The sequence below is a fragment of the Gottfriedia acidiceleris genome (genome assembly GCF_050457485.1).
In the GTDB taxonomy this organism is placed as follows: domain Bacteria; phylum Bacillota; class Bacilli; order Bacillales; family Bacillaceae_G; genus Gottfriedia; species Gottfriedia acidiceleris_D.
This window is the reverse complement of sequence record NZ_JBCMJM010000008.1, coordinates 282,234-305,886: the sequence shown is the minus strand read 5'-3', so window position 1 is coordinate 305,886 and position 23,653 is coordinate 282,234. Positions and strand designations below refer to the sequence as shown.

18 protein-coding genes and 1 pseudogene are annotated in these 23,653 nt (G+C 32.8%); 13 read left to right on the top strand and 6 right to left on the bottom strand.

The genetic code is table 11. The annotated features are described in order from the left end of the window. Positions 1-24: 24 nt before the first annotated feature. Positions 25-753, bottom strand: a complete 729-nt coding sequence (locus ABEY15_RS10165; protein WP_429889950.1) for a TIGR02206 family membrane protein — start codon at positions 751-753, stop codon at positions 25-27. Positions 754-934: 181 nt separating this feature from the next. On the opposite strand from ABEY15_RS10165, the gene ABEY15_RS10160 reads away from it, so the two are divergent. The 4 genes from ABEY15_RS10160 to ABEY15_RS10145 all read left to right on the top strand — a co-directional run bounded on the left by ABEY15_RS10160 (position 935) and on the right by ABEY15_RS10145 (position 3,548). Next, positions 935-1,462, top strand: a complete 528-nt coding sequence (locus ABEY15_RS10160) for a DUF3916 domain-containing protein (RefSeq protein ID WP_429889949.1) — start codon at positions 935-937, stop codon at positions 1,460-1,462. Positions 1,463-1,935: 473 nt separating this feature from the next. Then, complete coding sequence (locus ABEY15_RS10155) at positions 1,936-2,412, top strand: hypothetical protein (protein ID WP_429889948.1); 477 nt, start codon at positions 1,936-1,938, stop codon at positions 2,410-2,412. A gap of 141 nt (positions 2,413-2,553) precedes the next feature. Then, positions 2,554-3,003, top strand: coding sequence for a hypothetical protein (locus ABEY15_RS10150; protein WP_429889947.1), 450 nt, complete (start codon positions 2,554-2,556; stop codon positions 3,001-3,003). Between the two features lie 68 nt (positions 3,004-3,071). Continuing rightward, the gene (locus tag ABEY15_RS10145; protein ID WP_429889946.1) at positions 3,072-3,548 is read left to right on the top strand and encodes an N-acetyltransferase family protein; all 477 of its coding nucleotides are present in this window, start codon (positions 3,072-3,074) and stop codon (positions 3,546-3,548) included. 250 nt (positions 3,549-3,798) lie between these two features. On the opposite strand, the gene ABEY15_RS10140 is transcribed toward ABEY15_RS10145, so the two are convergent. After that, on the bottom strand, positions 3,799-5,505 hold the full coding sequence (locus ABEY15_RS10140; RefSeq protein WP_429889945.1) for a hypothetical protein: 1,707 nt from the start codon (positions 5,503-5,505) through the stop codon (positions 3,799-3,801). Between the two features lie 621 nt (positions 5,506-6,126). Here ABEY15_RS10140 and ABEY15_RS10135 point away from each other — a divergent pair. Next, a complete protein-coding gene (locus ABEY15_RS10135) occupies positions 6,127-6,735 on the top strand; it encodes a hypothetical protein (RefSeq protein WP_429889944.1) in 609 nt (202 codons plus the stop codon). Positions 6,736-6,915: 180 nt separating this feature from the next. Here the strand turns inward: ABEY15_RS10135 and ABEY15_RS10130 are convergent, their stop codons facing one another. Further along, positions 6,916-7,833 (bottom strand): LCP family protein, encoded by a 918-nt coding sequence (locus ABEY15_RS10130; RefSeq protein ID WP_429889943.1) that lies wholly within the window; start codon positions 7,831-7,833, stop codon positions 6,916-6,918. A gap of 595 nt (positions 7,834-8,428) precedes the next feature. Here ABEY15_RS10130 and ABEY15_RS10125 point away from each other — a divergent pair. From ABEY15_RS10125 to ABEY15_RS10095, 7 genes are all read left to right on the top strand, one after another. Next, positions 8,429-8,887: a hypothetical protein gene (locus ABEY15_RS10125; RefSeq protein ID WP_429889942.1), complete on the top strand. Its 459-nt coding sequence runs from the start codon at positions 8,429-8,431 to the stop codon at positions 8,885-8,887. Between the two features lie 78 nt (positions 8,888-8,965). Further along, positions 8,966-9,427 (top strand): hypothetical protein, encoded by a 462-nt coding sequence (locus ABEY15_RS10120; protein WP_429889941.1) that lies wholly within the window; start codon positions 8,966-8,968, stop codon positions 9,425-9,427. A 1-nt stretch (position 9,428) separates the two neighbouring features. Further along, the gene (locus ABEY15_RS10115) at positions 9,429-9,953 is read left to right on the top strand and encodes a hypothetical protein (RefSeq protein ID WP_429889940.1); all 525 of its coding nucleotides are present in this window, start codon (positions 9,429-9,431) and stop codon (positions 9,951-9,953) included. Positions 9,954-10,460: 507 nt separating this feature from the next. Continuing rightward, complete coding sequence (locus ABEY15_RS10110; protein ID WP_429889939.1) at positions 10,461-11,285, top strand: hypothetical protein; 825 nt, start codon at positions 10,461-10,463, stop codon at positions 11,283-11,285. Between the two features lie 62 nt (positions 11,286-11,347). Further along, positions 11,348-11,734 (top strand): hypothetical protein, encoded by a 387-nt coding sequence (locus tag ABEY15_RS10105; protein ID WP_429889938.1) that lies wholly within the window; start codon positions 11,348-11,350, stop codon positions 11,732-11,734. Positions 11,735-12,345: 611 nt separating this feature from the next. Further along, a complete protein-coding gene (locus tag ABEY15_RS10100; protein WP_429889937.1) occupies positions 12,346-15,483 on the top strand; it encodes an efflux RND transporter permease subunit in 3,138 nt (1,045 codons plus the stop codon). 574 nt (positions 15,484-16,057) lie between these two features. After that, positions 16,058-18,745 carry a bifunctional YncE family protein/alkaline phosphatase family protein gene (locus ABEY15_RS10095; RefSeq protein WP_429889936.1) on the top strand — a complete coding sequence of 896 codons (2,688 nt, stop codon included), beginning with the start codon at positions 16,058-16,060 and terminating at the stop codon, positions 18,743-18,745. 440 nt (positions 18,746-19,185) lie between these two features. On the opposite strand, the gene ABEY15_RS10090 is transcribed toward ABEY15_RS10095, so the two are convergent. Together ABEY15_RS10090 and ABEY15_RS10085 are read right to left on the bottom strand one after the other, a co-directional pair. Then, positions 19,186-20,058: a S8 family peptidase gene (locus tag ABEY15_RS10090; RefSeq protein WP_429889935.1), complete on the bottom strand. Its 873-nt coding sequence runs from the start codon at positions 20,056-20,058 to the stop codon at positions 19,186-19,188. Positions 20,059-20,242: 184 nt separating this feature from the next. Beyond that, a complete protein-coding gene (locus tag ABEY15_RS10085) occupies positions 20,243-20,875 on the bottom strand; it encodes a hypothetical protein (RefSeq protein WP_429889934.1) in 633 nt (210 codons plus the stop codon). A gap of 397 nt (positions 20,876-21,272) precedes the next feature. Here ABEY15_RS10085 and ABEY15_RS10080 point away from each other — a divergent pair, with 397 nt between their 5' ends. Continuing rightward, positions 21,273-21,962: a hypothetical protein gene (locus ABEY15_RS10080; RefSeq protein ID WP_429889933.1), complete on the top strand. Its 690-nt coding sequence runs from the start codon at positions 21,273-21,275 to the stop codon at positions 21,960-21,962. A 223-nt stretch (positions 21,963-22,185) separates the two neighbouring features. Here the strand turns inward: ABEY15_RS10080 and ABEY15_RS10075 are convergent. Further along, positions 22,186-23,088, bottom strand: a pseudogene (locus ABEY15_RS10075) (hypothetical protein); the annotation flags it as partial. Positions 23,089-23,653 lie beyond the last annotated feature (565 nt).

The following is a 23,653-nucleotide window of genomic DNA, read 5'->3' as shown; positions in this document are numbered from 1 at the left end:
TATCTTTGAAATCACTAACACTAATTATCGATTTCTTTCCATTTTCCTTTTTAACCAAAACGGACTATATAAAATGTAAAAGCTCACAATCATCACCAATTCTGCCGATAGAAGATACCATGGCCAAGCTCCTAAGTAATCTAATAGAGAAGCATTTTCGGGCTTTTTCATGAGATACATGAAGTTAGTTTTCAACGACTTGTTAACGAAAAATACGCAAGCTGCATAAAGGTTAACAATGAGAACGGTCACCCACATGGATGGTATGGTCGGTCGATATTTGCTAGCCACCACCATAATCAAGCAGGCAAGCACAACTCCACCGTGCGAAACAAAAAACTCAAAATATCGAAAATGCGGAAACGAATAATGGCCAAGATCAGGTGTCAAGATGGCTTGAATGGAACTGGCTAAACCGGCAAAATACATGAATTGAAACACTCTATAGCTATTTGTCAGAAGCATTATAATTCCCAGAATGACAGTAATATCACTAAGTTCAAGTGGCAAACCCGTTTTAAGCGACCAAGCATTCTCATATACAAGCCATATATGAAAAAAAATCTCAGAAGCCAATAAGAGAAATGCTAAAGAAAAACGAAAAAGTCGTTTTTTCCCCGAGTCCTGAATCTGTTTTCTAAAGACAAATACAAGAACACTGAGAATCAAAATGATTCCGATAGTTAATAGGTGATTTAATGAAAAAAGGTGAAACGGACCCAATTTTGAATGAAATTGAAAAAATCTTTCCAACTTAATACCCCATTATCTGATTTGATTTTATGATTGAGTATTGTTAGTTTAGGGCAAATTCTACCAGTTCTATACAAGCGCTACCGTTCATATTTAACTTTGATGTTTCTTTTAAGAAAGAGTAAGATTAATTCTGGATATTAAAGCATCAAAAAATGAAGAAATAACGGGGTATTTAATTATGGCAAGACAAAAGAAACTAAGGGGAGAACGAAGACGTATTCGTAACCTTAAAAGGGATATAGCGGAACTTTCTAAAAAACTACCAACTCCTCGTTCAACAAGTAGTACTTATAAGGGGTATGACGCTTTTCATTTTCGAATGTTCGAAATGATTGGTGAGTTTGATTTAATTCCTAGACGTAAAAAAAGGGATTTTTTACAAGAGATTATTAATTTTGTTAGTAATTTACATAATCTAAAAACAGTAAAAGAAAGTGAATATCGAATTATGTGTTTCTTCTTTCTTCCCCATATGGAGTATATTGTTGTATCCATTGGTTATACGAAAGCAGGATTAGATGATTTCTATCGAGGGCTTTATCATAGTGGTAAATTCAAAAAAGAAATGATTCCAATTGTTGACCCTAATTACTTACAAAGAGAGTGGCAAATAAATGTTCCATCTTACCTAGAAGTAAAAGGCTATCATTGTAATTTTAAAGCTAGAGAAAATCAAACGATGTGGCTTATTGGAAATTTATCATAAGATAGATAAAAGTGAGAACTCTACAGTTAATTTATTGAGCATTAGAGAAATTTTACTGTGATCTGAAATAAAGTGAGGAATTCCTTAATAATGGTTGGCTAACGCAGTTGTATTCACTGATTAGTCAGCTTTTTTTATTGCGTTAATAGGAGAAGGAATATTTGATCTTGGTTGGGCAGCGGGGAAAAGTTATATCAAACCAATCAGACTAAAGTTGGTAGCTAATATATTGGAAATAATTGGAGATAAATAATTTTTGCATGTACGTGTGTTGTTATTGCTGCTACTGCTGTTCCTTTTATTTAAATAATTTAATTTTAAGCACCCTTTCATTTATAAAATCTTTATAATAAAGATTAACAAAGGGTGTTTTTTTGATAATTCTAGTATCGTTTTTATTACGTTACTTTTTAAATTTTAATACCAACTGTAATGGAAAGCGTATTAATTCATTCAAGATTAGGGGAAGGTTTATGCTTGAAAAACCGATTTATTTAATTAAGCCTAGAATATTTACCTCAGATCAGTATTATAAGGTATATGTAAAAGAAGCTAGTTTTATTTTTGTAAAACTAGGTGGACAATTTTATGTAGAAAATGCAGTTGAAGAACAGCATTTTATATTAGGGCTGGTATTTTCCTTTTTTAGGAAGAAAGTTTTTGCAAAAAAACGTTCAGTATTTGAAGCCAATATGGATAAAGAAATAGAAAAAAATCCAGATTCCTTATTAGCTAAAAAAGCTAATTTTAAAATTGATCTAAATAGTTTAAAGTCAATTCAGGTCAACAATCATCCAACATTTCATTCAGGCTGGGATGATAATGGAAGTGTTAAAATGACATTAAATAACGGAAAAAATCTTAAATTTAATATTCCTAAGTCTGTTTCAACTAAGTCAATTATCGCGATATTTGAATCCAAAAATTTACCAATACAAAAAGTTTTTTAAAACTGAAGTTCAACAAGTGTGGAAGAATTAAAAATGAGGTATAGTGGGAATCATATTTTCTATTTTAAATTAACATTACAACTAAGTAGTAAAATGGGATATTCGTACTGAAAGAAAAGTATTGGCAGGATGGAGATTATTATGCTGCACCAGATTAGAATAGGAAATTGGTTAATCGAAGTTGATATTGATAGAACACGAGAATTTTATAATAAAGAAATGGAAGTCTGTAAATGCTTATATTGTAAAAATTATCTTGGAGCTACAGAGTATTTTAAGCCAACTGTAAATGATATTTTCGAGAAATTAGGAATTAATTCGGTTAAACCCGCGCATCTTTCAGAATTCCCAACTGAAATAACAATGAGACGATTATACATAGGTAATTATTATTTTGTTGGAAGAGTGGTAGAAGGCGAATTATGTTCTAATACACACTTTAATAAAATGAATACAATTGAGATTGAGAACTTTATATTTGGTTTCTCAGAGGAATTAGAGTTTTTGCCAGAAGATTTACCTGATCCAGTCTTACAAATAAGTTTTGAAGCTGAAATTCCCTGGATTCTAAAAGAAGATCCTGAAGTTTAAGTAGCAGAAAATTTTATTTATGGTCATAAATTACTGCAAAATTAAATCAAGCTAAGAGGTGAAACTGCATGGAGATTTCCATCCGAAATGCCAATCAAAACGACTACGAGTCATTATTACCATTATTTAGACAAGTTCACGATTTACACGTTTTTGAACGACCAGACCTATACAAAGAGAACTCAACTCCAGTAGGTGAAGAGGAATTCAATAACCAACTAAAAGATAGTAAACAACATATCCTAGTGGCAACTCTAGGTACTGAAATAGTTGGCGTAGCAGTTTTGAAGGAAGAAGAAATACTTGAAAACTCATTTGTTAATGCAAGGAAGATCTTACTTCTTAATAGTTTATGTGTTGATGATGCAAGTAGGAAAAAGGGGATTGGAAGAAAACTCATGCAATCTGTTCTTGATTTCGCGAAAGAATTGAATGTTGATAGTATTGAATTAGGTGTTTTAGAGAGCAATCAAAATGCGATCCATTTTTATGAGTCTATTGGAATGGCAACAAAAAACAGAAAAATGGAGTTTCGTTTAAGCTAAGTTAAAAAGTACATAAATAGTCGTTAGGATTGAATTCTGAGTACTCAGATCTCAATCCTTTTTTTATTTATCCAAACTTTAGAAACAATATTGTAAAAATTTTTAAAAAATATTACTAGAAATTACTAAATGTAAACGGTGTTCACTTAATTCATAAAGCAGTACATTATTGCAAATAAACTAAACTATAAAATAAAAAACCTGTACCATTGATTACTTTGTAATCGTAGGTACAAGCTTTTCTATTTAATCATTGTTGCTGAATAAGAGGTTGTTCTTTTAAATGATCCGTCAGCTCATCTACTACAAACGCAAATTCATCATAAGATACACATTCCAAAGGGAATTCTAATGCAATTTTGTTTTGCTTGTTGTAAATGGCTACAACTTTGGAACGGCGATCAACCATTCTTGTTTTCATGTTAGACTTTTGAATTGTGATCTTTTTTATGTCTTCTAGTAAAATTTGAGAGTGAGCATCTTTTTCAGTATACCTTACAACATTGCCGACGATTTCGATTTTGTTTTTTATTAGTTTGGTTTTATAAATATGATATGAAACGATTAAAACTGCAAGTAAAGATGTTAAAGTGATGTATACTGGGTCCATTGTGGAGAATGCTTGATATCCTCTAAAAGCTAGTAGGACGTACCAAGCGTAGAACCATTTACTTATTTTTGGTTTACCTACGTAGTATACAGTCGAAGCATCTTCTTCTTTTTCATTCGCTCTTTTGTCCATAAATAGTTGTACATGTTCTTCGATTGATTTTTCATTGAACTGTCCATCTTCTAAATAAGTCCCATCCCACATATGAACAGAGTCATCTTCTTCCTCTAGAGCATAGGCACCTACCCATGCTGGAATCACTTGATCATCATGTGAAACGGAAGCTAAATAATAACGGATTGGTTGGTTATATGCATTTTCAATATCAAGATGTTTGATTAACTCGATTGTTTCAGGGACAAAATCATGTTCTTGCACGATATATAAAAACAAGTGACTTTTAGCAAAGTATTCTTGTTTTTTCTCTTTAATAGGGAATAAGTGTTCTTTACGAATTCTAAGTATTTCCCAATAAAAGTATTCTGTGGATTCTATATTTGTTGCACAGTCCAACAGTTGTTCTTCAGGTACGTCAATGTCTCGTTGGAGAGCGGCAATAATTGCGTTCGTTCGAATAAACGGGTCAGTAAATGACATTGCTTCTTTTATAAAAGGTGTCATCTCATCATTAAAGTAATACTCCATTAAAGATAGATAAATCGACATAATTGAACGGATTTGTAAATAGGTTTCTTTCCATGAACCATACACAAACTTAATATCATAATCATTTTGATAAGGCAGAAATTCGTCTACTTGCTTTTGATAATCCACTAATAACAATGGTGCGATGTATTTTGTTTTGAAACGGTCTAGATAATTTTTATCTAAACAGTATGACAACAATCGATAAAAAGTAGTTTTATATTCTTCCACTTCAAATAATTGAGTATGTTTTTCTAAAAGTTTAATAATGATGCCAGGGTTGGCGTATAAAACATCTAATGGTAAGACAACTTGTTTATTTTGAATATCTTGTTCAATTAATTCCAAGATTTCTAGTTCATGCTCTTCTCCGTCAAAAGAGGTTATGTACCTGAATACTTCTTCTTTAGCAGCCTTACTATATTCAGGGTAATATTTTATTAATGCCTCTGTTAATTCAGGTATTTCAAAATCAGAGATGAATTTGATTAGATGGTAACTAGGTTCATCCCATACCTTAAATGATGTTGGATATGGATAAGCGGCTTCTTTTGCTAACCATTCTAATGTTAATAAATTAAATTGTAGGTCGTCTACTTCTGATAGTTCAATTAATTCAAAAATTGCATCATGTCGAATCGCTGGATCTGTATGTTTTAATCCTTCGACGATACGTTTCAATTGAGATTTATAATTTGACACAATATTCCTCCGATATCTAGTTGTATGTTTACATTTCTAACGATATTTTAATTTTATTGGAAATACTTATAGATCGCCACTGTTAAATACTTGTAAGGGAGCAGGTATGAGGGATTTATTCTTAAATACATGTGAAAAACTAAGGCAGCCGAAATAGAGTTATTTAATCTATGAAATTTTTAAAAGTAATAATTATTATTTTTCTATTGAAAGTTGTAGCTTTCTGATCGGCACTCCTTGCGGCACATGGTAAGGATAATCTTTTACATCCTGTTGATGAGTCGAATCAGTTTTTTGAGGCGGCAGCGGAGCCTAAAGAGTTGTAAATAATTGATGGTAAGCATAATGATATTATGTATCATGAGCATCCTGTGTTCCAGGAATTGGTTGGGGAGCTTAAGTGATTTTTGGGGAAGAATTTGAGTGATACTAAATTGGAGACAGTAAGATAATAGTTTTTAAAGAAAGGACGCATTTTGCGTCCTTTTAGTATTTAATAGAAGTAAAACTATTTTATGTTTTTTTAAAATTAACTTATAATTGATAATGAAGTTTTTTATTAAGTACAAAAACTAAAAAAGAAGGAGAGGAATAGAGGGGACCATATTCCGTTCTCTTAAAATGAAAAAACTAATTATATTAATTGCTACAGTTTTAATTATGTTGATTTTCACAGCTTGTGAAAAAATGGAAGCTCTTGAATCGAAACCAACCACTACAGAACTAACTTCTCCAACAAAAGAAAATGGTGACGATTCGATGAAAGTTGAATCGGCAGATATTTTGAAGAAGAAGCCATCTGAGTTCTTATCGAATAGTAAAAATTTTCAAGTTGGAGCTGAAACTTATCAGTCTGCTGAGGGAAGGATAGAGATCGATGTTAGAGTTTCTAACGCAAAAACATACATGAAAAATGTCATTGTCTCAGGTCTTCTACCAAAAAATGCTTATGAAGTTTTGTATACTCCCGATTTGTTGATTACGAACATTTTAATGAAAAAATCTTTTTCAGATAAAGCAATTTCTAAGGAATATATAATTTCTCCATCTATTAAGGCTCCAGGAGGTATTTCTGCAGGTAGAAGTTTTAACTTATTCCCTGAAGAGACATTCGAAGACGCAATAGCGAAATTAAGTGAGATTTCTATAAAAGTAAGCTGGGTTGATAAGAAAGATAAACCTCATACTGAATATATAAAGACAAAGATCCAGATTAAACGGCCTGAATAGAAAGCATTGCCACTTTGTTTGATTACATATGGCCCCGGTTATGCTAGGGCTTTTTGTGTTGTTTCACATTTTATGTAAAGTAATAAATGTGAATGTATTCACAAGCGTATCAAGGAGAGATAGGACCAAACACATTTCTTTCTATATAATGGGACATATAGTCTAATTTATAACAAATATCTAATTTAAAAATACCTGCAATACTTCTTTGTTTTTTTCAGCATCTAGTTCCAATACTTCACCGGCTTTTTCATATCTTTTAGGTGTGAAAGCACCGTCTACAGGAATTCGTAATGTTTCTACATCTTTATCCTTACCTTTAACTATGTAATCGGATCCTATTTTTAATAAGTCCATTGCAGATATGTTGGTTTGTATGTAAGGTTGGATCACACCTAACGTTTTAGGAAAACTAGCAATTCCTTTAATAGTAAGTACCTGGGATTTAATAGCATCTAGTACTTTTTGTTGTCTAACAACTCGATCGAAGTCACCTTTAGCATCATGCCTAAATCTTGCATAACCTAAAAGCTCTTTCCCATTTAATTGTTGAACCCCCGGTTGAAGACTGACTCCGATATGACTTTCCATTGGTTTCGCTACATTAATTGTTATTCCGTTTGGAGCAATCTCATCAATCATTTCTTCAAAACCTTTGAAATCAATTATTGCATAATATTCAATTTCGATTCCAAAATTTTGTTGAATTGTTTCTCGTAAAAGTTCAACCCCTCCAAAAGAATAAGCTGCGTTAATCTTATATTTTCCATATCCCGGAATTGAAACATAACTATCTCTCATAATTGAAACTAACTTTGTTTCGTGTTTTTTATTGTATTGTAAGATCATAATTGAATCCGTTCGAGAGCTTCCCCCTTTTTTATGAGCATCTTCTCCCAATAATAGAATGTTAGTTTTATTTGGTATTTTAGTAGAATTAAATTTAATAGTTTGTTTATTTGTGTTCTTTTCACCTAGCTGAATACCTTTTTTATATTGATAGAAGCCATAGCATAGTGTACTTGATATTAGAATGACTAGGATTAAACTTAGTTTTAATAAAAGACTTTTCTTCTTTTTCTTAGGATTTCTATTCATATCATAGTTCTCCGGTACCTTACAGTTATCTTCATCAAAGTTTAGTAAAATAAGTTTTCATTTAAGTAACCTCTTTATTATATTTTGAAATGATTAGAAAACCCTATCTATCAAATCGATCACCTCTTTATGTAATATATAATGTTTTAATTATAGTAATCTGGGGAATGAATTTAGTGGAATTTTTGTGAATGTTTTAGTAAAACCTTACAAATTTTTACTTTTAAAAGTACCTTTGTGAAGATTAAATAGTTTTTCAATAAATGTTCATTTCTTCCCGTAATAAATTAACTTATATGACAATGAAAAAAGTGATTCCAGAGGTAGCGGGATCACTTTTTCTCTAAAATTTTGTATATGAACGCCCTTTGAGTAAGATACCATGACTTTTATATTTTTGAAATAATCCATCCTTATATAATTCCAAAAACACTTAGTATTACATCTACAACATAAACGACTTTATTTAGATATTGTTTAATCTTCACAAAATTTTCTTATTTTAGGATAATTTAACAAGTATTTTAGTTTACTATGAAGTTGACTAATTGGTTAAGTCTAAAATGTTGTAATCTAAATTAAAGGAGGATTTTTTTTGAAAAAGTTAGTTGGTATTGCTGCTTTGTCTTCACTTTTGCTTTCTAGTTTTGGTCTACATTCTAATGTAAATGCTGCTTATGGTGGAAAAGTCTCTTTAAAAAACACATACGGAACATCTATTTCACAAACTGTAATGTATGGTCGTTCTGGGATTGATGTTAATTCATCAACAAATATTACTTATAAAGGTCAAACATATTCAAATAATACACTAGGTCCTGTAGTTGTTTATGCTACGGCAAGTTTATATAACAATTATGGTACTAAAATTTCATCAGTTAGTAAGGAAGCATCAAGTAGTACTTCTGCTACTGCTACTGCTTCTAAGAATTTCACTGTTGCGAAAGGAACCTATACTACAAAAACAAGTCATACTGTTGAAGTAATGAATTCTTATGGGAAAATTCCAGCTTCAACTTATAGAGGTTCAAGTTCTTATAAGACAACGACTTAATTTATTAGATAAAAATACAGTGTATAAAAAACACTGTATTTTTTATTTAGGAAATTTATGAAAATAGGAGTATTTAAGTTGAATAAAAAAAATTTTTTGGTTAAAACAATAGCAGTATGTGTAAGTTTATTTTTAATTTATAACTTGTTTATTTATGGAATAAGTGAGAATACAAATAATGTAGCTACAATAATATCTGTAAGCATTGAAAAGGAAACACCGCTTCAAACAAATGATAAATCATATGTGGTCCAGTCTATGACCATGCCATCTAAACAGGGGTTAAACTCAAAGATTATACACAATCCAAAAAACAATGGAATTTTAAATTACTATTTATTAAAGAAGAAGATAAAAGAATTAGATACTCACTTTTTGGTGAACTTTAAAATGGAAAAACCGGAGGATATATATATATTAGGTTTAGTAAGTAATAAATTGCTAAAATTTAATATTGATAATTCTAATGCAAACTATTTTATATTAAAAAACAACACAAATATTACTGGTAAGTTGGATGTATCTTTGAACATAAAATAAAATGGACAATGGAGATTTAAGTTTCATAGCTTTGACCAGTTCAGATTTAAAAAATTCTGGATCGTTTATTCATTTTACTACTTTAAGTATAGTCAACAAATCAATAAAAACGAGTTTTCCTGATATAAATTTACCCATTGAAAACGAGACATACCTTATCAAAAATTATCCAATTAAAATAGATCGGTTATCTGAAGATATGGATAAAGTATTTCTATTATCTTCCAAAAATCAATATACATCTAACTTTGACAGAGCTACACAATTAGGAATTAATAACATTTCCAATAATTCAATGGTTTCTATTATTTTACTAAACGAAGAAATGGAAGCTATTTCTAAACCTTTATTGCTAAAAGGTTTAGAGGATAAGAGGGCTAATATTTTTAATTATAATTTTCCTAAAAAAACAAAGGCTCTTCTAGTGATAGAAGAACCTACAGAGTCAAAACTTTTGAGTCGATATAATTTTATAATGGGTGAACCTACAGTACCAACAAGTATTGGTATGTTTATTGGTGAATAGATATTAGTTTACTTTTTTCTTTTTTTGATAAAATGAAAAGTAAACTGCAATAGATAAAAAACCACCATAAAAAGCCCAAATTGTTATAGCACTTTGCCACTCTCTTTGTATTAGAAAATAGGTACTTAGTATAACTACTAGAAGAAAACTAATTATTACTGTTGATTTAAACATAATCCAGCTCCTTAAAGTATTTTCTTTAAGCTTATCATATTTCAAAAGGTATATTATGTGAATAATCGAACAATATGTGAAGTTAACGGAAAAATTGAATGCCATTATATAGACGTTACTATAATTCTTCTAAAAAGGAGTTTCTTGAATGACGAAGATACTAGAGAATGGAGGAATAGTGATTTTTTCTATTTCATTTGTCATGAAGTAACTTTTTATTGTAAAAATATTCACAAAGATGACAAGGAGTTTTAGAAAAATTTACCTTACTAGATGGTAAGATAAATACGTAAACGTTTACTAAAAATACTAGGAGATAATTAAGTTCGAAACATGAATAACAGAGAAATATTATTTATTTTTTTACCAATCTTTTTACTAGTTTTATTATTTACAGGACCATTAATGTTCAATAAGAAAAGTAAATCATCCCCAACTAATGAAGTTATAAGTAAACCCATTTCAAACACGTTTCTTCCTATTAATGGGTCTTATAAACTTGGAGTAGGAGAAGTTACACCACTAAATTTTACTTATATTTATTCTGGTGATAAGAAAGACTTGTTTAATGAAATTTATTCGATCAATCTCAGTAATGAAGATTCAATTAGTATTGAGAGTTTTGAAGTAGATGGAAATGCTAAGGTTGGTGAGTACCATGTAAAAACTTTAATTCTTAATATTGTCAGTAAATCTGAAGGTAAAACAGAAATAAGGGATATAACCATACAAACTAAAAGTGGATTAAAAAAATATGATGTTGGAGCATTAGAAATAAATGTAATTGAAGATACTTCCGATAAGCCTCTAGAAGTAGGGAACTTTTATCCCATTATTAGAGATGAAAAAAATAATTACATTTATAGTTTGCAAAATAAAGGGAGCGATAAAATTGTTGTAAACAAATTTGATGCGGAATTGAATGGTGAACAGGTATTAAATATTAAACCATTCGTTATCGAAGCAAATAAACAAAAAGAAGAAGAAGTTCCTATTAAGTTAGATTTTCAAAAATCAATTTATGCTGTGACGGTGTTAAGACCATCAATACAATATTCAGATGGAAACAAACAAAGAGTTTTACTTCCACCACCAACTTGGTATGGCTTGGGAATTACAGAAGAACAAATAGAAAAGACAATTGAATATAATAATTAAGCATTTTAGTTCAATGTAAATAGATTAAATATCGCTACATATTGTATTTAGGAGTTGAGAAGATGAAAAAGTTAATCTATCATGGTGCAACTAATATTGAAATTGAAGAAAAGAAATTATCATTAATGACTCGACTTCATGTGAAAAATTTACTTTCACATCATGGAGAGTTATTTATTCATGATGATGCAATTGAATTTAAAGGTTGGAAAACTATTAAATGGATCGATATTATTGATCTGAAATTGGAAAATGATGCAACTGTTAGTTCAACATTATTCACAACTCAATCAAGACTTTTCTTTCTAAAATCAGCGAAACCTATAAAGCTAGTATTAAAAAATAATGAGGTTATATACTTTTACGTAAATTGGAATTTTGCCACAGGATTAAGTGATAACAATTATATTGTGAATTTAATGAAAGAGAAAATATCAAAAATATCATAGGCTTATAAATAAATCCTAAATTAATAGTTTTTTTGGTCCTGATATAAATATTAGTAGGACCCTATAAAAAGTAAGCAACTAACCCTTGTGGTAGTTGCTTTTTTTGTTCTTCGAAAGGATAGTAATGAATCCGGATATCAGCTTTACTATTGCAAAATATTCTTTCGACAAGTGAATGAAGAACTTGAGGATTTAGATCTGTAATGGAAGGGAACTCATTAAGTTTTGTTCCAATTGATGAGGAGGGATAGTTGTTTTGAAGGGCTTTCTCTACCTTTTGGCTTCCTGAAAAAAGGTAAATTTATCTGACAAATAATTAATAGGATTAACAAAGAATTTATATAGCTTTACAAATCTGAAATTGTAGATTAATAGATGGAGATTAATCTATTAAAAAGGAGAAAGGGGATTTAAAGAGAGAAACAAGCTTGATGGCTGGGTTTTTAACGCAAATGGTGGAACTGATGCCCATAATTTCACATCTACCACGGGTCATCTACTCGCTGAAAAAGAGGGCAGATTAGGTTTCTTGTCGATTCTGCTTTGCATGTTTCGTTGGCGCAGTAAAACGTACATAATAATCTATTTATACAGGAGGGATTCGGGAGAAAATGAATCGTTTACTACAAGCTTCTATTAGAAGAGCAGGCCTTATTATTACCCTTACTGTTATCGTTCTTGTATGGGGTGCAATATCTGCCTTTCAAATGCAGAGGGATTATCTACCTGAAATTAATAATCCTACACTTACGGTTACAGTAAAAGCACAGAGTCTGCAGGCTGATCAGGTTAAAGAATATATAACAAAGCCTATCCAGGAGGCGGTCAGGGTAGTAGACAATCTTCAGGATGTGGAAACTAATTCCTTTAATGGGGGCTCGTTTATCAGTCTAAATTTTCCTATGAAATATGATATGGAAAAGGCAGAGCAGCAAGTGAATAAAGCGCTAGAAGGAATTTCATTGCCAAAAGGATCTGATAAACCCCTTGTGAACCGTCTTAGTACGCATTCGCTTCCTATTATGACGATCAGTCTAAAAAGCAATAATGTTAATATTACCGAAAATATACTGAGGACTTCCGTACAAGAAGAAGTGGTAAAAGGACTTAAAACAGTTCCCGGAATAAAGGACATTCAAGTGTCAGGCGGTGGTAACGCTGGATACGCTATCTCAATTCGCAAGGACGATTTAATTAAGTCCGGTTTTAGTGTGGACGATATCAATAATTCTCTCAAACAACAACACACAACTGAAACAGAAGGGAACTTATCAGACGGCCAGATGACAGTTCCCATAAAAGTGAACGGCTGGGGGCTAAACAAAACAGATCTACAAAAGTTGCCTATAAGTCGTGCAGATGGGAAAACCATTTCACTTTCTAACGTGGCGGATATTTCGAATTCGATTGTTAATCTTCAGACCATATCCAGAACAAAAGGCACACCAAGTGTAGTACTGGATATATTAAAAACACCTTCATCCAATATTAGCAATCTGTCGAAAAGCATTCACAGCCGACTACAAGATATTACACCAATTAAAACTAAAGATGTAGAAGCTTCCATACTTTTTGACCAAGCTCAGCAGGTGAACCATTCCTTACAGGGACTCGTTAAAGAGGGGTTATTAGGGTGCTTGTTCTCCATGATCTGCGTATTTCTTTTCTTTCGCAATGTCCGCTCTACATTATTGATTGTTATCTCTCTACCAATATGTCTTTTAGCTACTACCGGTATCTTAAAGATATTAGGAATCTCCCTTAACATTCTTACCGTTTCCGGCCTTGTGGTGGCGATGGGAAGGGTTGTGGATGATTCGATTGTGATCTTGGACAATATCAACAGAAAAGTAAAAGAAGGAAAAGAATTAAAAAGCTTTTCATTCATTACACTGGCTGTAAAAGAGATGATTCCGGCGATCGTTTCATCTACGGCCACTACGGTTGCTGTATATATTCCAATAGCCCTTGTCGGTGGACTTGTTGGTGCAGCATTTTCAGGTTTTGCATGGTCTGTTGTTATTGCTCTTATTATTTCCTTAGTAGTTTCAGTTCTTGTAGTTCCTGCTCTATATAATCTTTTCTGGAAGGGAAAACCCACGGCACCCAATGATTTCCTGGCTCAACGTTCTTATAAGATGTATGACTGGATTTTTCAGAGAAAGAAGCTTCTTAGTATAATATCTGTAAGTTTATTTGTTATTTTGGCTGCAGCCTCAGCCTTGCTTCCAGTAAATTTCCTGACTATGACTAATAATACAGGGCAGCTTGGCATCCAAATTGAATTACCCAAAAATACATCGCTAAGTGAAGTAGACGAAGAAGTAAGGAGAGTTGAAGGACTGTTGCAAGGGAATTCAAACGTTACTTCATTTTCTTCCAGCTTAGGTTCTTCTTACACTCCTCAATCAGATGATGTATTTGATGCTGGAGGTGGATGGATACAGCAGCCGAATATAGCCAACCTATCCCTAAGCATTACAAAAAATGCAGATAAAACTAGAATGACTCGCCAATTACAAATGCAGTTGGATTCACTTAAAAGTACAGCAATCTATACGGTAACTGACAAGAGTATTTCAGGAGATGACTCTTTATTAAAAATTAATCTAAGTGGTGCGGATAGCCAAACTCTTGAAAATTTATCAGTCTCCGTTGGAAATCGCCTAAAGTTGATACCAGGCCTTGCTGTGCAAGGTTTGGCTGATGAAGAAGGAACCGCTTCTCAATATCAACTAACCTTAAATAGAAAGATGATTGAACAAAATGGTCTGGATTTAGTAGAGATAATAAATAGGTTCAAGTTAGACACTGTTGAAGGAACAATAGGTGAGATTTCGCTTAACCATAATACTTATCCTATCGTTTTACATCTTAAGAATATGAATAGTAAGAACGCCCAGGCCTTCAATGAAACAAATCCAGCCTTGCGATTATTAAATCAAATGGGAAACGAAGAGTTTATAAATAAAGAGGGAAGAACTTTTAAATTAAATCAGCTTGTGGTTGCAACTCCCATCACAGATGCATCAGTGATACAAGAGAAGGATGGTCATCCATACGCTGTTATTACAGGAAACATTATTTCTAGAGATGTAGGGAAAGTAACCAAACAAGTTAAAAGCGTACTGAAGGATACTCCGCTTCCCGAAGGAGTCCATTACTCTTTTGCAGGAGCTCCTGAGCAAGTAAAGGAAATGATTTATGAGATGGCCATTGCTTTATCATTTTCCATTTTGCTCGTCCTTTCCATTATCAGCTTTGTATTCAGGGGATGGAAGGCGCCTTTAACAGTATTAATTTGTATACCGCTTGCTGTCATTGGATCAGTCGCTGGTATGCTAATCTTCCAGTTAGAATGGAACCTGGCCGCCCTGGTCGGACTGTTAATGTTAACCGGAATTGTGGTTACAAATGGTATTGTTTTAGTAGATAAAATAGAGAGAAATAGGTTGGCAGGACACAGATTAGATGAAGCGCTATTCCTTGGTACATTATCTAGAATTAGGCCGATTCTCACAACTGCTTTAACAACAATTTTAACGCTACTGCCTTTAGCTTTATCATCTCAAACTGACACTATTATCTCTCAAACTCTCAGTATAGTTGTGATTGGTGGGTTAGTTAGCTCCACATTTATGAGCTTATTTATGATTCCTATTCTGTATAAATGGCTTCATAAAGACTATGATCAGAGTCCCAACGAAAGCTTAGATCATATCATTCATAAATTTAAACTAACCGTTTAAGAAGTGTATTAAATCCTGTGAACAAAGAATCGTTTTAAAAACGGTTCTTTTTTCTATTGATGAAATACTTTTATAAGTTACATAGAATGTGCCGTCCAAATGGTTCATACAATCATTTCTGGTCCATAAAGGAATAGATGGGCTAGACTTTTGGAATTCATTTAGTATTAAACCCTATCATTCTACTCTTTTTCCGCAAAAATTGTTCTACTACGTCCCCGATTAGGGGTGCCTTCAATTTCCTAGTAAGAAATTATTTATGTTATTTACTTGAACTTTATTTAAGTTATGTAAATTTATTTAGATAAGAAATTGAGAATTCCCAGGACTACGGATATTGATATACCAATGTTTTAATGTTGGTGATTATTCCAAGACTCTTATTTTTTTAGGGAAAATTTACTAATTAATACTTAACTATACTAAATATAACCTTTATATAAATTTACTAAACTTGAATAGTAGATTAATAGAATAGGCGTATTCTTTAAGAAGATTCAGAAAGGAGTGAAGAATAATGAAGAAAAAAGGAAACAAGAAGAAACTGCTCGCTGGTATTACCTTAAGTACAGTATTGTTAGGATCTGCCGGTGCTTATGCTGCAAATGATAATGCCTTTGGAAACAGGCTCGTTGGTCCTCAGGCAGACGGCTCCGTATTAGTACCAGCCAATCAACTAATCACACCAGCAGGAAAACAAATTGAATTTGGGGGCAATCCGATTACGGTTGCTGTAAATCCAAATGGTAAGACAGCAGCAACGATCGTTGGACGCAATAATTACGGTGGAAAAGGAATTAATATTGTCGATCTTTCGACCGGAAAATTGACTACTCAAGATTTATCCATAGGCCTCTCCCAAATGTGGGGATTAGCTTATTCTGCAGATGGTAGCCAACTATATGCAACAGGTTCATCAGGAACAACCGGTAAAGTAGTCGTTATGTCAGTAGGTGAAGATGGGACCCCATCCGTCAAAAAAAGTATTAATCTGCCCAAAGCATCTGTCGGCGGAAATATTAATCCACTTGATATAGTGGTTACACAAGAAGGTAAGCTACTAGTTGCCCTAAACCGTGATAACAGCCTTGGAGTTATTGATCCTCAAACTGGCTCTGTAACGAAAGTAGCAGTAGAAAATGCGCCTACAGGTGTATTAGTCAAAGGCAACTTTGCTTATGTAACGAACCAGGGTGGCCGTACCGCAAAAGAAGGAGACACAACGGTAAATTCTTCAGGGACAAATGTGGTTGTGGACCCTAAAACAGGTGCAACTTCGACAGGAACAGTATCTGTTATTGACTTGACTACGAATACAGTAACAAAAACTATCGAAGTTGGTGTGCAACCTGAACGTATGACGCAGTCGGGCCAATACATATTTGTAGCAAATACAAATAGCGACACAATTTCTGTCATTGATTCCAAAACTAATAAGGTCGCACAAACGATCGACATCAAACCATACCCTAAAGCTGCTAAAGGCTCAGCACCAAATGCTGTGAAAATGATAGATAACAAATTAATGGTCAGCCTTGGCCGAGATAATGCGATTGCAGTATACGATTGGCACGGACCTAAAAAGACTCCTGAACTGCAAGGACTCTTGCCGACAGCCTGGTTTCCCGTAGATATCGCTGTTGATTCTGGAAATAATAAGTTAATTGTTGCTAATGCGGATGGTATTGGTTCCCGTGGACCTGCACGTGATTTAACGATTCAAGGAGTTAAGGTTACTGGGAAATCGTCATATGCTCAAATTGGTTCTCTTTCATTAATCCCATTCCCTTCTACCGAGGATCTTGCAAAAGGGACCAAGCAGGTTTTTGCCAACAACAACTGGTTTGGTTTAAAGAACCTGAACGCAAAACCTCGTCATAATAAAAAACCAGTTGCTATGCCTGAGCGTGTTGGTGAGCCTTCAACAATCAAACATGTATTCTATATTATTAAAGAAAACCGCACTTATGACCAGGTTCTAGGAGATCTAGGTAAAGGAAATGGAGAACCAGCTTTAACTCAGTTCCCAAAAGCAGTCACTCCAAACATTCACAAACTTGCAAGTACTTTCCCGCTCCTAGATAACGTATATACTTCAGGTATTCAATCAGCAAGTGGACATCAATGGGTAATGCAAGGAACTAACACGGACTATGAGGATAAAGAAACAGATTCAGCTAATGTTAGAAGCTATCCTGGAGGGGCTGGTGATCCGATGGCGTACGCACCTACAGGACACTTATGGGATCAAGCAGCAAAAAATAACGTATCTGTAGAAAACTTCGGCGAAGATACAACCGGTTTCACCGGATCAGCACCTTTTGGTACATGGACGGACTGGTACAAAGATTATCAGATCCTTTCTGGACAGAAAGAGGGAGAGCTTCACGTACCGATAGGAAACTATTCGGCAACATACGATATTCCATCTCTCGGGCCGATTACTTATAAACCTTTCCCAACCTTTGATACGAATATTCCAGATCAATACCGATTTGAAATATTTAAGCAACGGTTTGAAGAGCACGTCAAAAATAAAGATTTACCAGCTTTAAACACGTTATGGGTAATGGATGACCATACTGCAGGAAATGCAACAGGTTCTCCTACACCACAAGCAATGGTTGCTGATAATGATCTTGCTATTGGTAAAATCGTTGACCTTATTTCACATAGTCCTTATTGGAAGGACTCTGTCATATTCATAACTCAAGATGACTCACAAAATGGACTAGACCATGTCGATGGTCATCGCCAGCCTGCGCATGTAATCAGTCCATGGGTGAAAAAAGGTATTACGGACAGCCATTATTGGACTGTCATAAATATGGTAAGAAGTATCGAACAAATTCTTGGTCTCCCGGCTATGAACCAAAATGATGCAGCTGCAGAACCGATGAGCGAGCTCTTTACAAACAAGCCAGACTTTACACCATATAACTTCGAGCCTAACCAAATACCGCTTGATACGTTAAACGGACAGCCGAACTCCAATACAGCTGCACTTGCCAATACAGAACAAGTTACACCAGAGTCAAAAGAACTTTCAAAAAAATGGACGGAATGGTCTAACAAAAACAAAAACCAATTTACCGGAAAACATGCTTCACCAGATGAAGTCAATGCCAATATGCTGAATCATTCTGTTTGGTACGCAACAAAAGGTTTTGATCAACCATATCCAGGAGACAAACAACCGCTCAGCCCAGAAGAAGTGCAGAAGCAACCTGAAAGCAGTGCACCTAATCCAGCAAATAATTAAAAACGTATATGATATTTAAGTGAAAGAGGCTGATTGCATTATTTATGGAGTCAGCCTCTTAGTAATTACATTTTTAGAAAGAGATTAATAACTGTTCTATGAGATTAATAACGTTCAATGCAAAGTGCTATCAGATAAGTAAGTTGAATTGACTTATCTGATAGCACTTTTAAATTACTTGTGGTCAAATCAAATATATAGCAATAACAGTAGTAACAACCAACCCAGTCAAAGCACATTTCTTCCTATTAATGTGTCATATAGTCTTGGAATAAGAGAAGTTACGCCACTATAAATAAAGATACAGCAGTATAAATATTTAAATATCACACAATTTGCTACCAAATTAAGGAAAAACCTGTATTTTGTTGAGTACAGAGGGATTAATAATTTTAAAAAAATATATATATATTAGTTGTTAAGCCATTGAGGGGAACAGATTATTTTTTAAAGAGTTTTAAGTAATCTACATCACTATTTTGAGTTGATTTTAATGATTTCAAATCTTTTATAATTTTATCGTTATCAAAACTAATGTTATTTTTTTGATAGTAATCTCTTAGGAGTGCTATATATCCACTTGCTATTGCTGTAGCTTGAGAAGTTCCATTCATTTTAACTTTTTTATTATCTAAAGTAAGACTATTTATTTCTATTCCAGGAAATGCAACTACATCAGTTATTGACGTATTGGAGTATTCCCAAATAGTACCTTTTTTATTTTTAGCCTGAACAGAGATTACGCCATCTATAATTGCAGGAAATAGAGAATCTTTATTACCATAATCTCCTGTTGAAGCAACTACAGTTATATTTTTTTTTGTAGCTAATTGAATTTGCTTTTGAATATTATGATTTGTCACAAATGAACCAAAACTCATATTAATTATATTAGCTTTCTTAGATATAGCATAATTAATAGCACTTATTATACTATTAGATTGTTCGTTTTCATTTTCACTAATTGCTTTAATAATAATAATTTTAGATTTTGGAGCAATTCCCCAAACACCTTTCTTACCATTTCCAGAAGCAATACTAACCATTTGTGTTCCATGACCATGGTAATCTATAACATTATCGTTGTTTTCAAGACTATTAAATGTATCAATTAATCTATCTTTATATAATTCTTTTGTTTGCTCTGAAATACCCGTGTCAATAAAAGCAATTGTTTGTGATGATCCTTTAGAGTATTCAAAAAGATGATCTAAATCTAATTGTTTAAGATAATATTCTTTATCATTTATTGAAGAACTACAACCACTACCGACAACTAATATTAATATTAAAATCCAAAATGTCTTTTTCATATTTCCGAAATAAAAAATATTATTGAATTTATTATTAATACAGTTATTAGAAATCCCAATACAAACTTTTTAGCGGTAAATTTTAATGTATAATTTTTATTTCCTTTAAAAATTAATATAAATATTATAATATTTAGCATTAAGACAATTATAGCCGGGGCCTTCTCCATTTATTTGTTCACCTCTATTGTTTACTCGTCCAATAAGCTGAAGCCCATGTCACATGTAATATAATTCCACGTTTATGTCCAGAATTTCGATGATCAACATCTAATGCTAAATTAGTAAAATATGCCCCAGTTAAACCACTAAAAATAGCAGTAGTACCTGCACTTAAAAATGCAGCAACCGTACCTACAGCCACTGAACCGACTGCTACTTTATAACACTGATATACAAACTCCTTAGCTGATGCAGTACTAAAGTACCTTACTCTACCATACCATTTGTATACTACTTTATTAACTCCCCCTTGAACATCAAAACTAGTATCGTTAGTCTCATAAACAGTTTCATTATCAGTAATGAGTAGCTCACCATTTTGAGCTAAAGTATTTAATTCTTTAACCCCATTTAAAATACTGTCAATTTTTTCTTTTCCAAACTCAATATATACGTTATTCGATATTTTACTAATTTCAAATTGATTATCTTCAGCAGATATATATTTTTCTAAGGTGCTAATCATTTCACTTGTTTGGTTTACTTCATGTTCATTAGCAAAAGATTGTTTTGGTTGAATAATCATCATTAGTATTAAAATTACACATAATACTAAAACAGATGATTTCGTTATTTGTTTACAGTTTGTTACCAACTTAATCTCCTCCATTAGTTGAAATTTTGTATTTCACTAATTATTTCGGTGAGATATAAGTGTGGAATAGTAGATTATGTGAACAAACAGTGAAATTTTAGTAAAATTTGCATTTGTATTAATTGGGAATAGTCGCCAGTAATAATAGAGGCATTGTTATTAAATATTCAAAAATATGACAGGAACTTTGGTGAAATTTACCTTACCAAATATTAGAATGATCGAAAAAAGGTACTAGAATGGATGCAAATTACTAATTAGGTAAGCCATTTGTTGGACTTGATCCAATTGTAGTTTGACTTTTCCTCAGACTCAAATAACGGATAAGAAAACTGGTATAACGTCTTTTACTGTCATGATTAATGGAATAAATTTTTATTCTGGACTGAGTGGGAAAATGTTTGATGGGAAAGGGACACTTTATTCACAGGATGGAGAAATAAAAGCTACCGGATTTTTTTCAGAAGGCATGTTTTTGACGGGTAAAGTATATGGTTATTCTAATTCATTATCGAAAATCTATAAGTATCAATATGAAACTATTGGATCAACAAGAAATATAATAAAAGGTGAATTATTCGATACTGAGAATAAACTAGAAGAACACTTTTATTTTAATGGAGAATATAAAGATTGGGAAATTATTAATGGTTTAACTACTAAATTCCATTCTAATGGTGTTATTGCTTTTAGAGGTAATCTTGTTAATGGAATAAAAGAAGGCAAAGGTATTTCTTATAATAACGATGGGAAGTTAATATTTGAAGGTCTTTTCAGGAGTGGTCAGAAACATAAAGGTACATTATTAAGGAATGGAATAGAAGAATTTAATGGAGAATTTAAAGATGGCAGTCCTTGGAGTGGACAAGTAAAAAAATTCGATTTTTATAGTGAAAAAGTTAAGAATTTTACCGGTGAAATAAAGGGTGGTTTACCATTTTGTGGTGTAGGATATCGTTTTAAGAGAAATAATTATGGTGAAGACTTAGACTTTATTTTCACCAAGAACATTGGGTGCCTGAAGATATGGAGGGTTATGATGAGTACCAAGCCGAAGAACTTCATGAATGGCAGAATCAACAAATGAGAAAAGAAAACTCAAGTTGGGAAGATTATATTATAGTTGATTGGAATAATGGTGATTCAATTGAACGCCAGGATGAAGAAAAGAATTTAGTCGTGTATTATTAAACGAGTGGAAACCGCTTTTGTATTTCTATATAGAGTCTTTAATGTATTAATTCTGGGAATCTACTAATAATAAAGTTATTAAAAAACAAGTCCAAGGGATGTTCCTTGGACTTGTTTTTTTAAATCAAAAATATAGCAACAACAGTAGTAACAACCAAACCAATTAAAACAGGCAACAAATTCCTCCTAGCCAACTCAAACGGACTAACATTACAAATAGCCGCAGCAGGAATCAACGCCCAAGGAATCAACGTTCCACCACCAACCCAAATCGCTGCAATCTGCCCCATAGCTGTCAAAGTTGCAACCCCATGACCAATAGCTGTAGCAAATAATGAAGCAACAGATCCAGCAAGCGAAATTCCAGAGAATCCAGATCCATCTAAACCAGTAATTGCCCCAACAGTTGTTAAAGTTACTCCTGCAACACCAGGATTTACTGGTACGGAATGCGCCAAAGCAAATCCTAAATCATTTACAATTCCATGTGATCCTTTTGGCAAGTAATCTCCAATAATTGCAGTAAATCCACTATCCCCAAGATAGAAGAAAGCCGCAATAGGTATCACCGGACCAAATACTCTAAAACCAAATTTGAATCCATGAATTAAATAATTTGTTACCTCTTCGAATCCTTTATTCTTATGTCCCATCATGGATAGAATTGAAAGGATAATTAATGAAGTACCCCCAATTAAAGCTGTAGCATCTCCACCTTGTAAATTGAAATGAACCATTGCCCAAATATCTACTGCAAATAAAATGAAAACAAGAGCGGCCATCCATTTTTGTTGAGTAGATGAAAGAAGATAGTCCTCGGCTTTTGTATCTTCCTCAGGTAATTCGACTGTTAAAAGTCCTCTTTTCATATCTCGTTTTAAGAAATAAAAAGCAACCACAGTTGTCACGACACCCATTACGATCACAAGTGGAATACTTGCATGTAAAACATCCGAAACCGGAATGCCTGCCGCGTCAGCTGTTAGTTTAGGTGCGCCTTGAATGACGTAATCACTAGATAAAACCCTTTAATATAAAGTCTTTTTAAAGAGAGTGTATGATGAAATTTTAAGCTGTTAGGTCAACGTCTAACAGTTTTTATCTTTATGTAAAAATGGACAAAAAGAAAAACCCTCTAACAGCCTTTAAGCGTTAGAGGGAAAGAGAGATGCTGTTATTACTGTTAAAGTGTATTAACTGTATCTATAAATCCAGCTATTAAACTGGTGACAATATTTAGTTAAGTTTATATTGCTTACGCCATGTCATTCACTACGTTCATTCCATGATCTTTTAAAAGGATTAACTATATTTACTATTCATAGCTATAAAAGATATTAGTTATTTACTAGTAATATTAGTGAGGAACTTTAGTTCCGAACCCGTAAGGCATAATCTTTTAATCTTTATTATCTTTAGTTCTTTATATCTTATAGTGTAGCAACCCTATGTGTTTTACAGGTGTTTATTAGTCACAAATTTTGGGATTAACAAAACCCCTTGATACGACTGGGTTTGTTAAAGTCACAATAATAGGGATTAACCTGTGCTAATTTGTTAATCAGACAAAGTAGGATTATTAGTGGG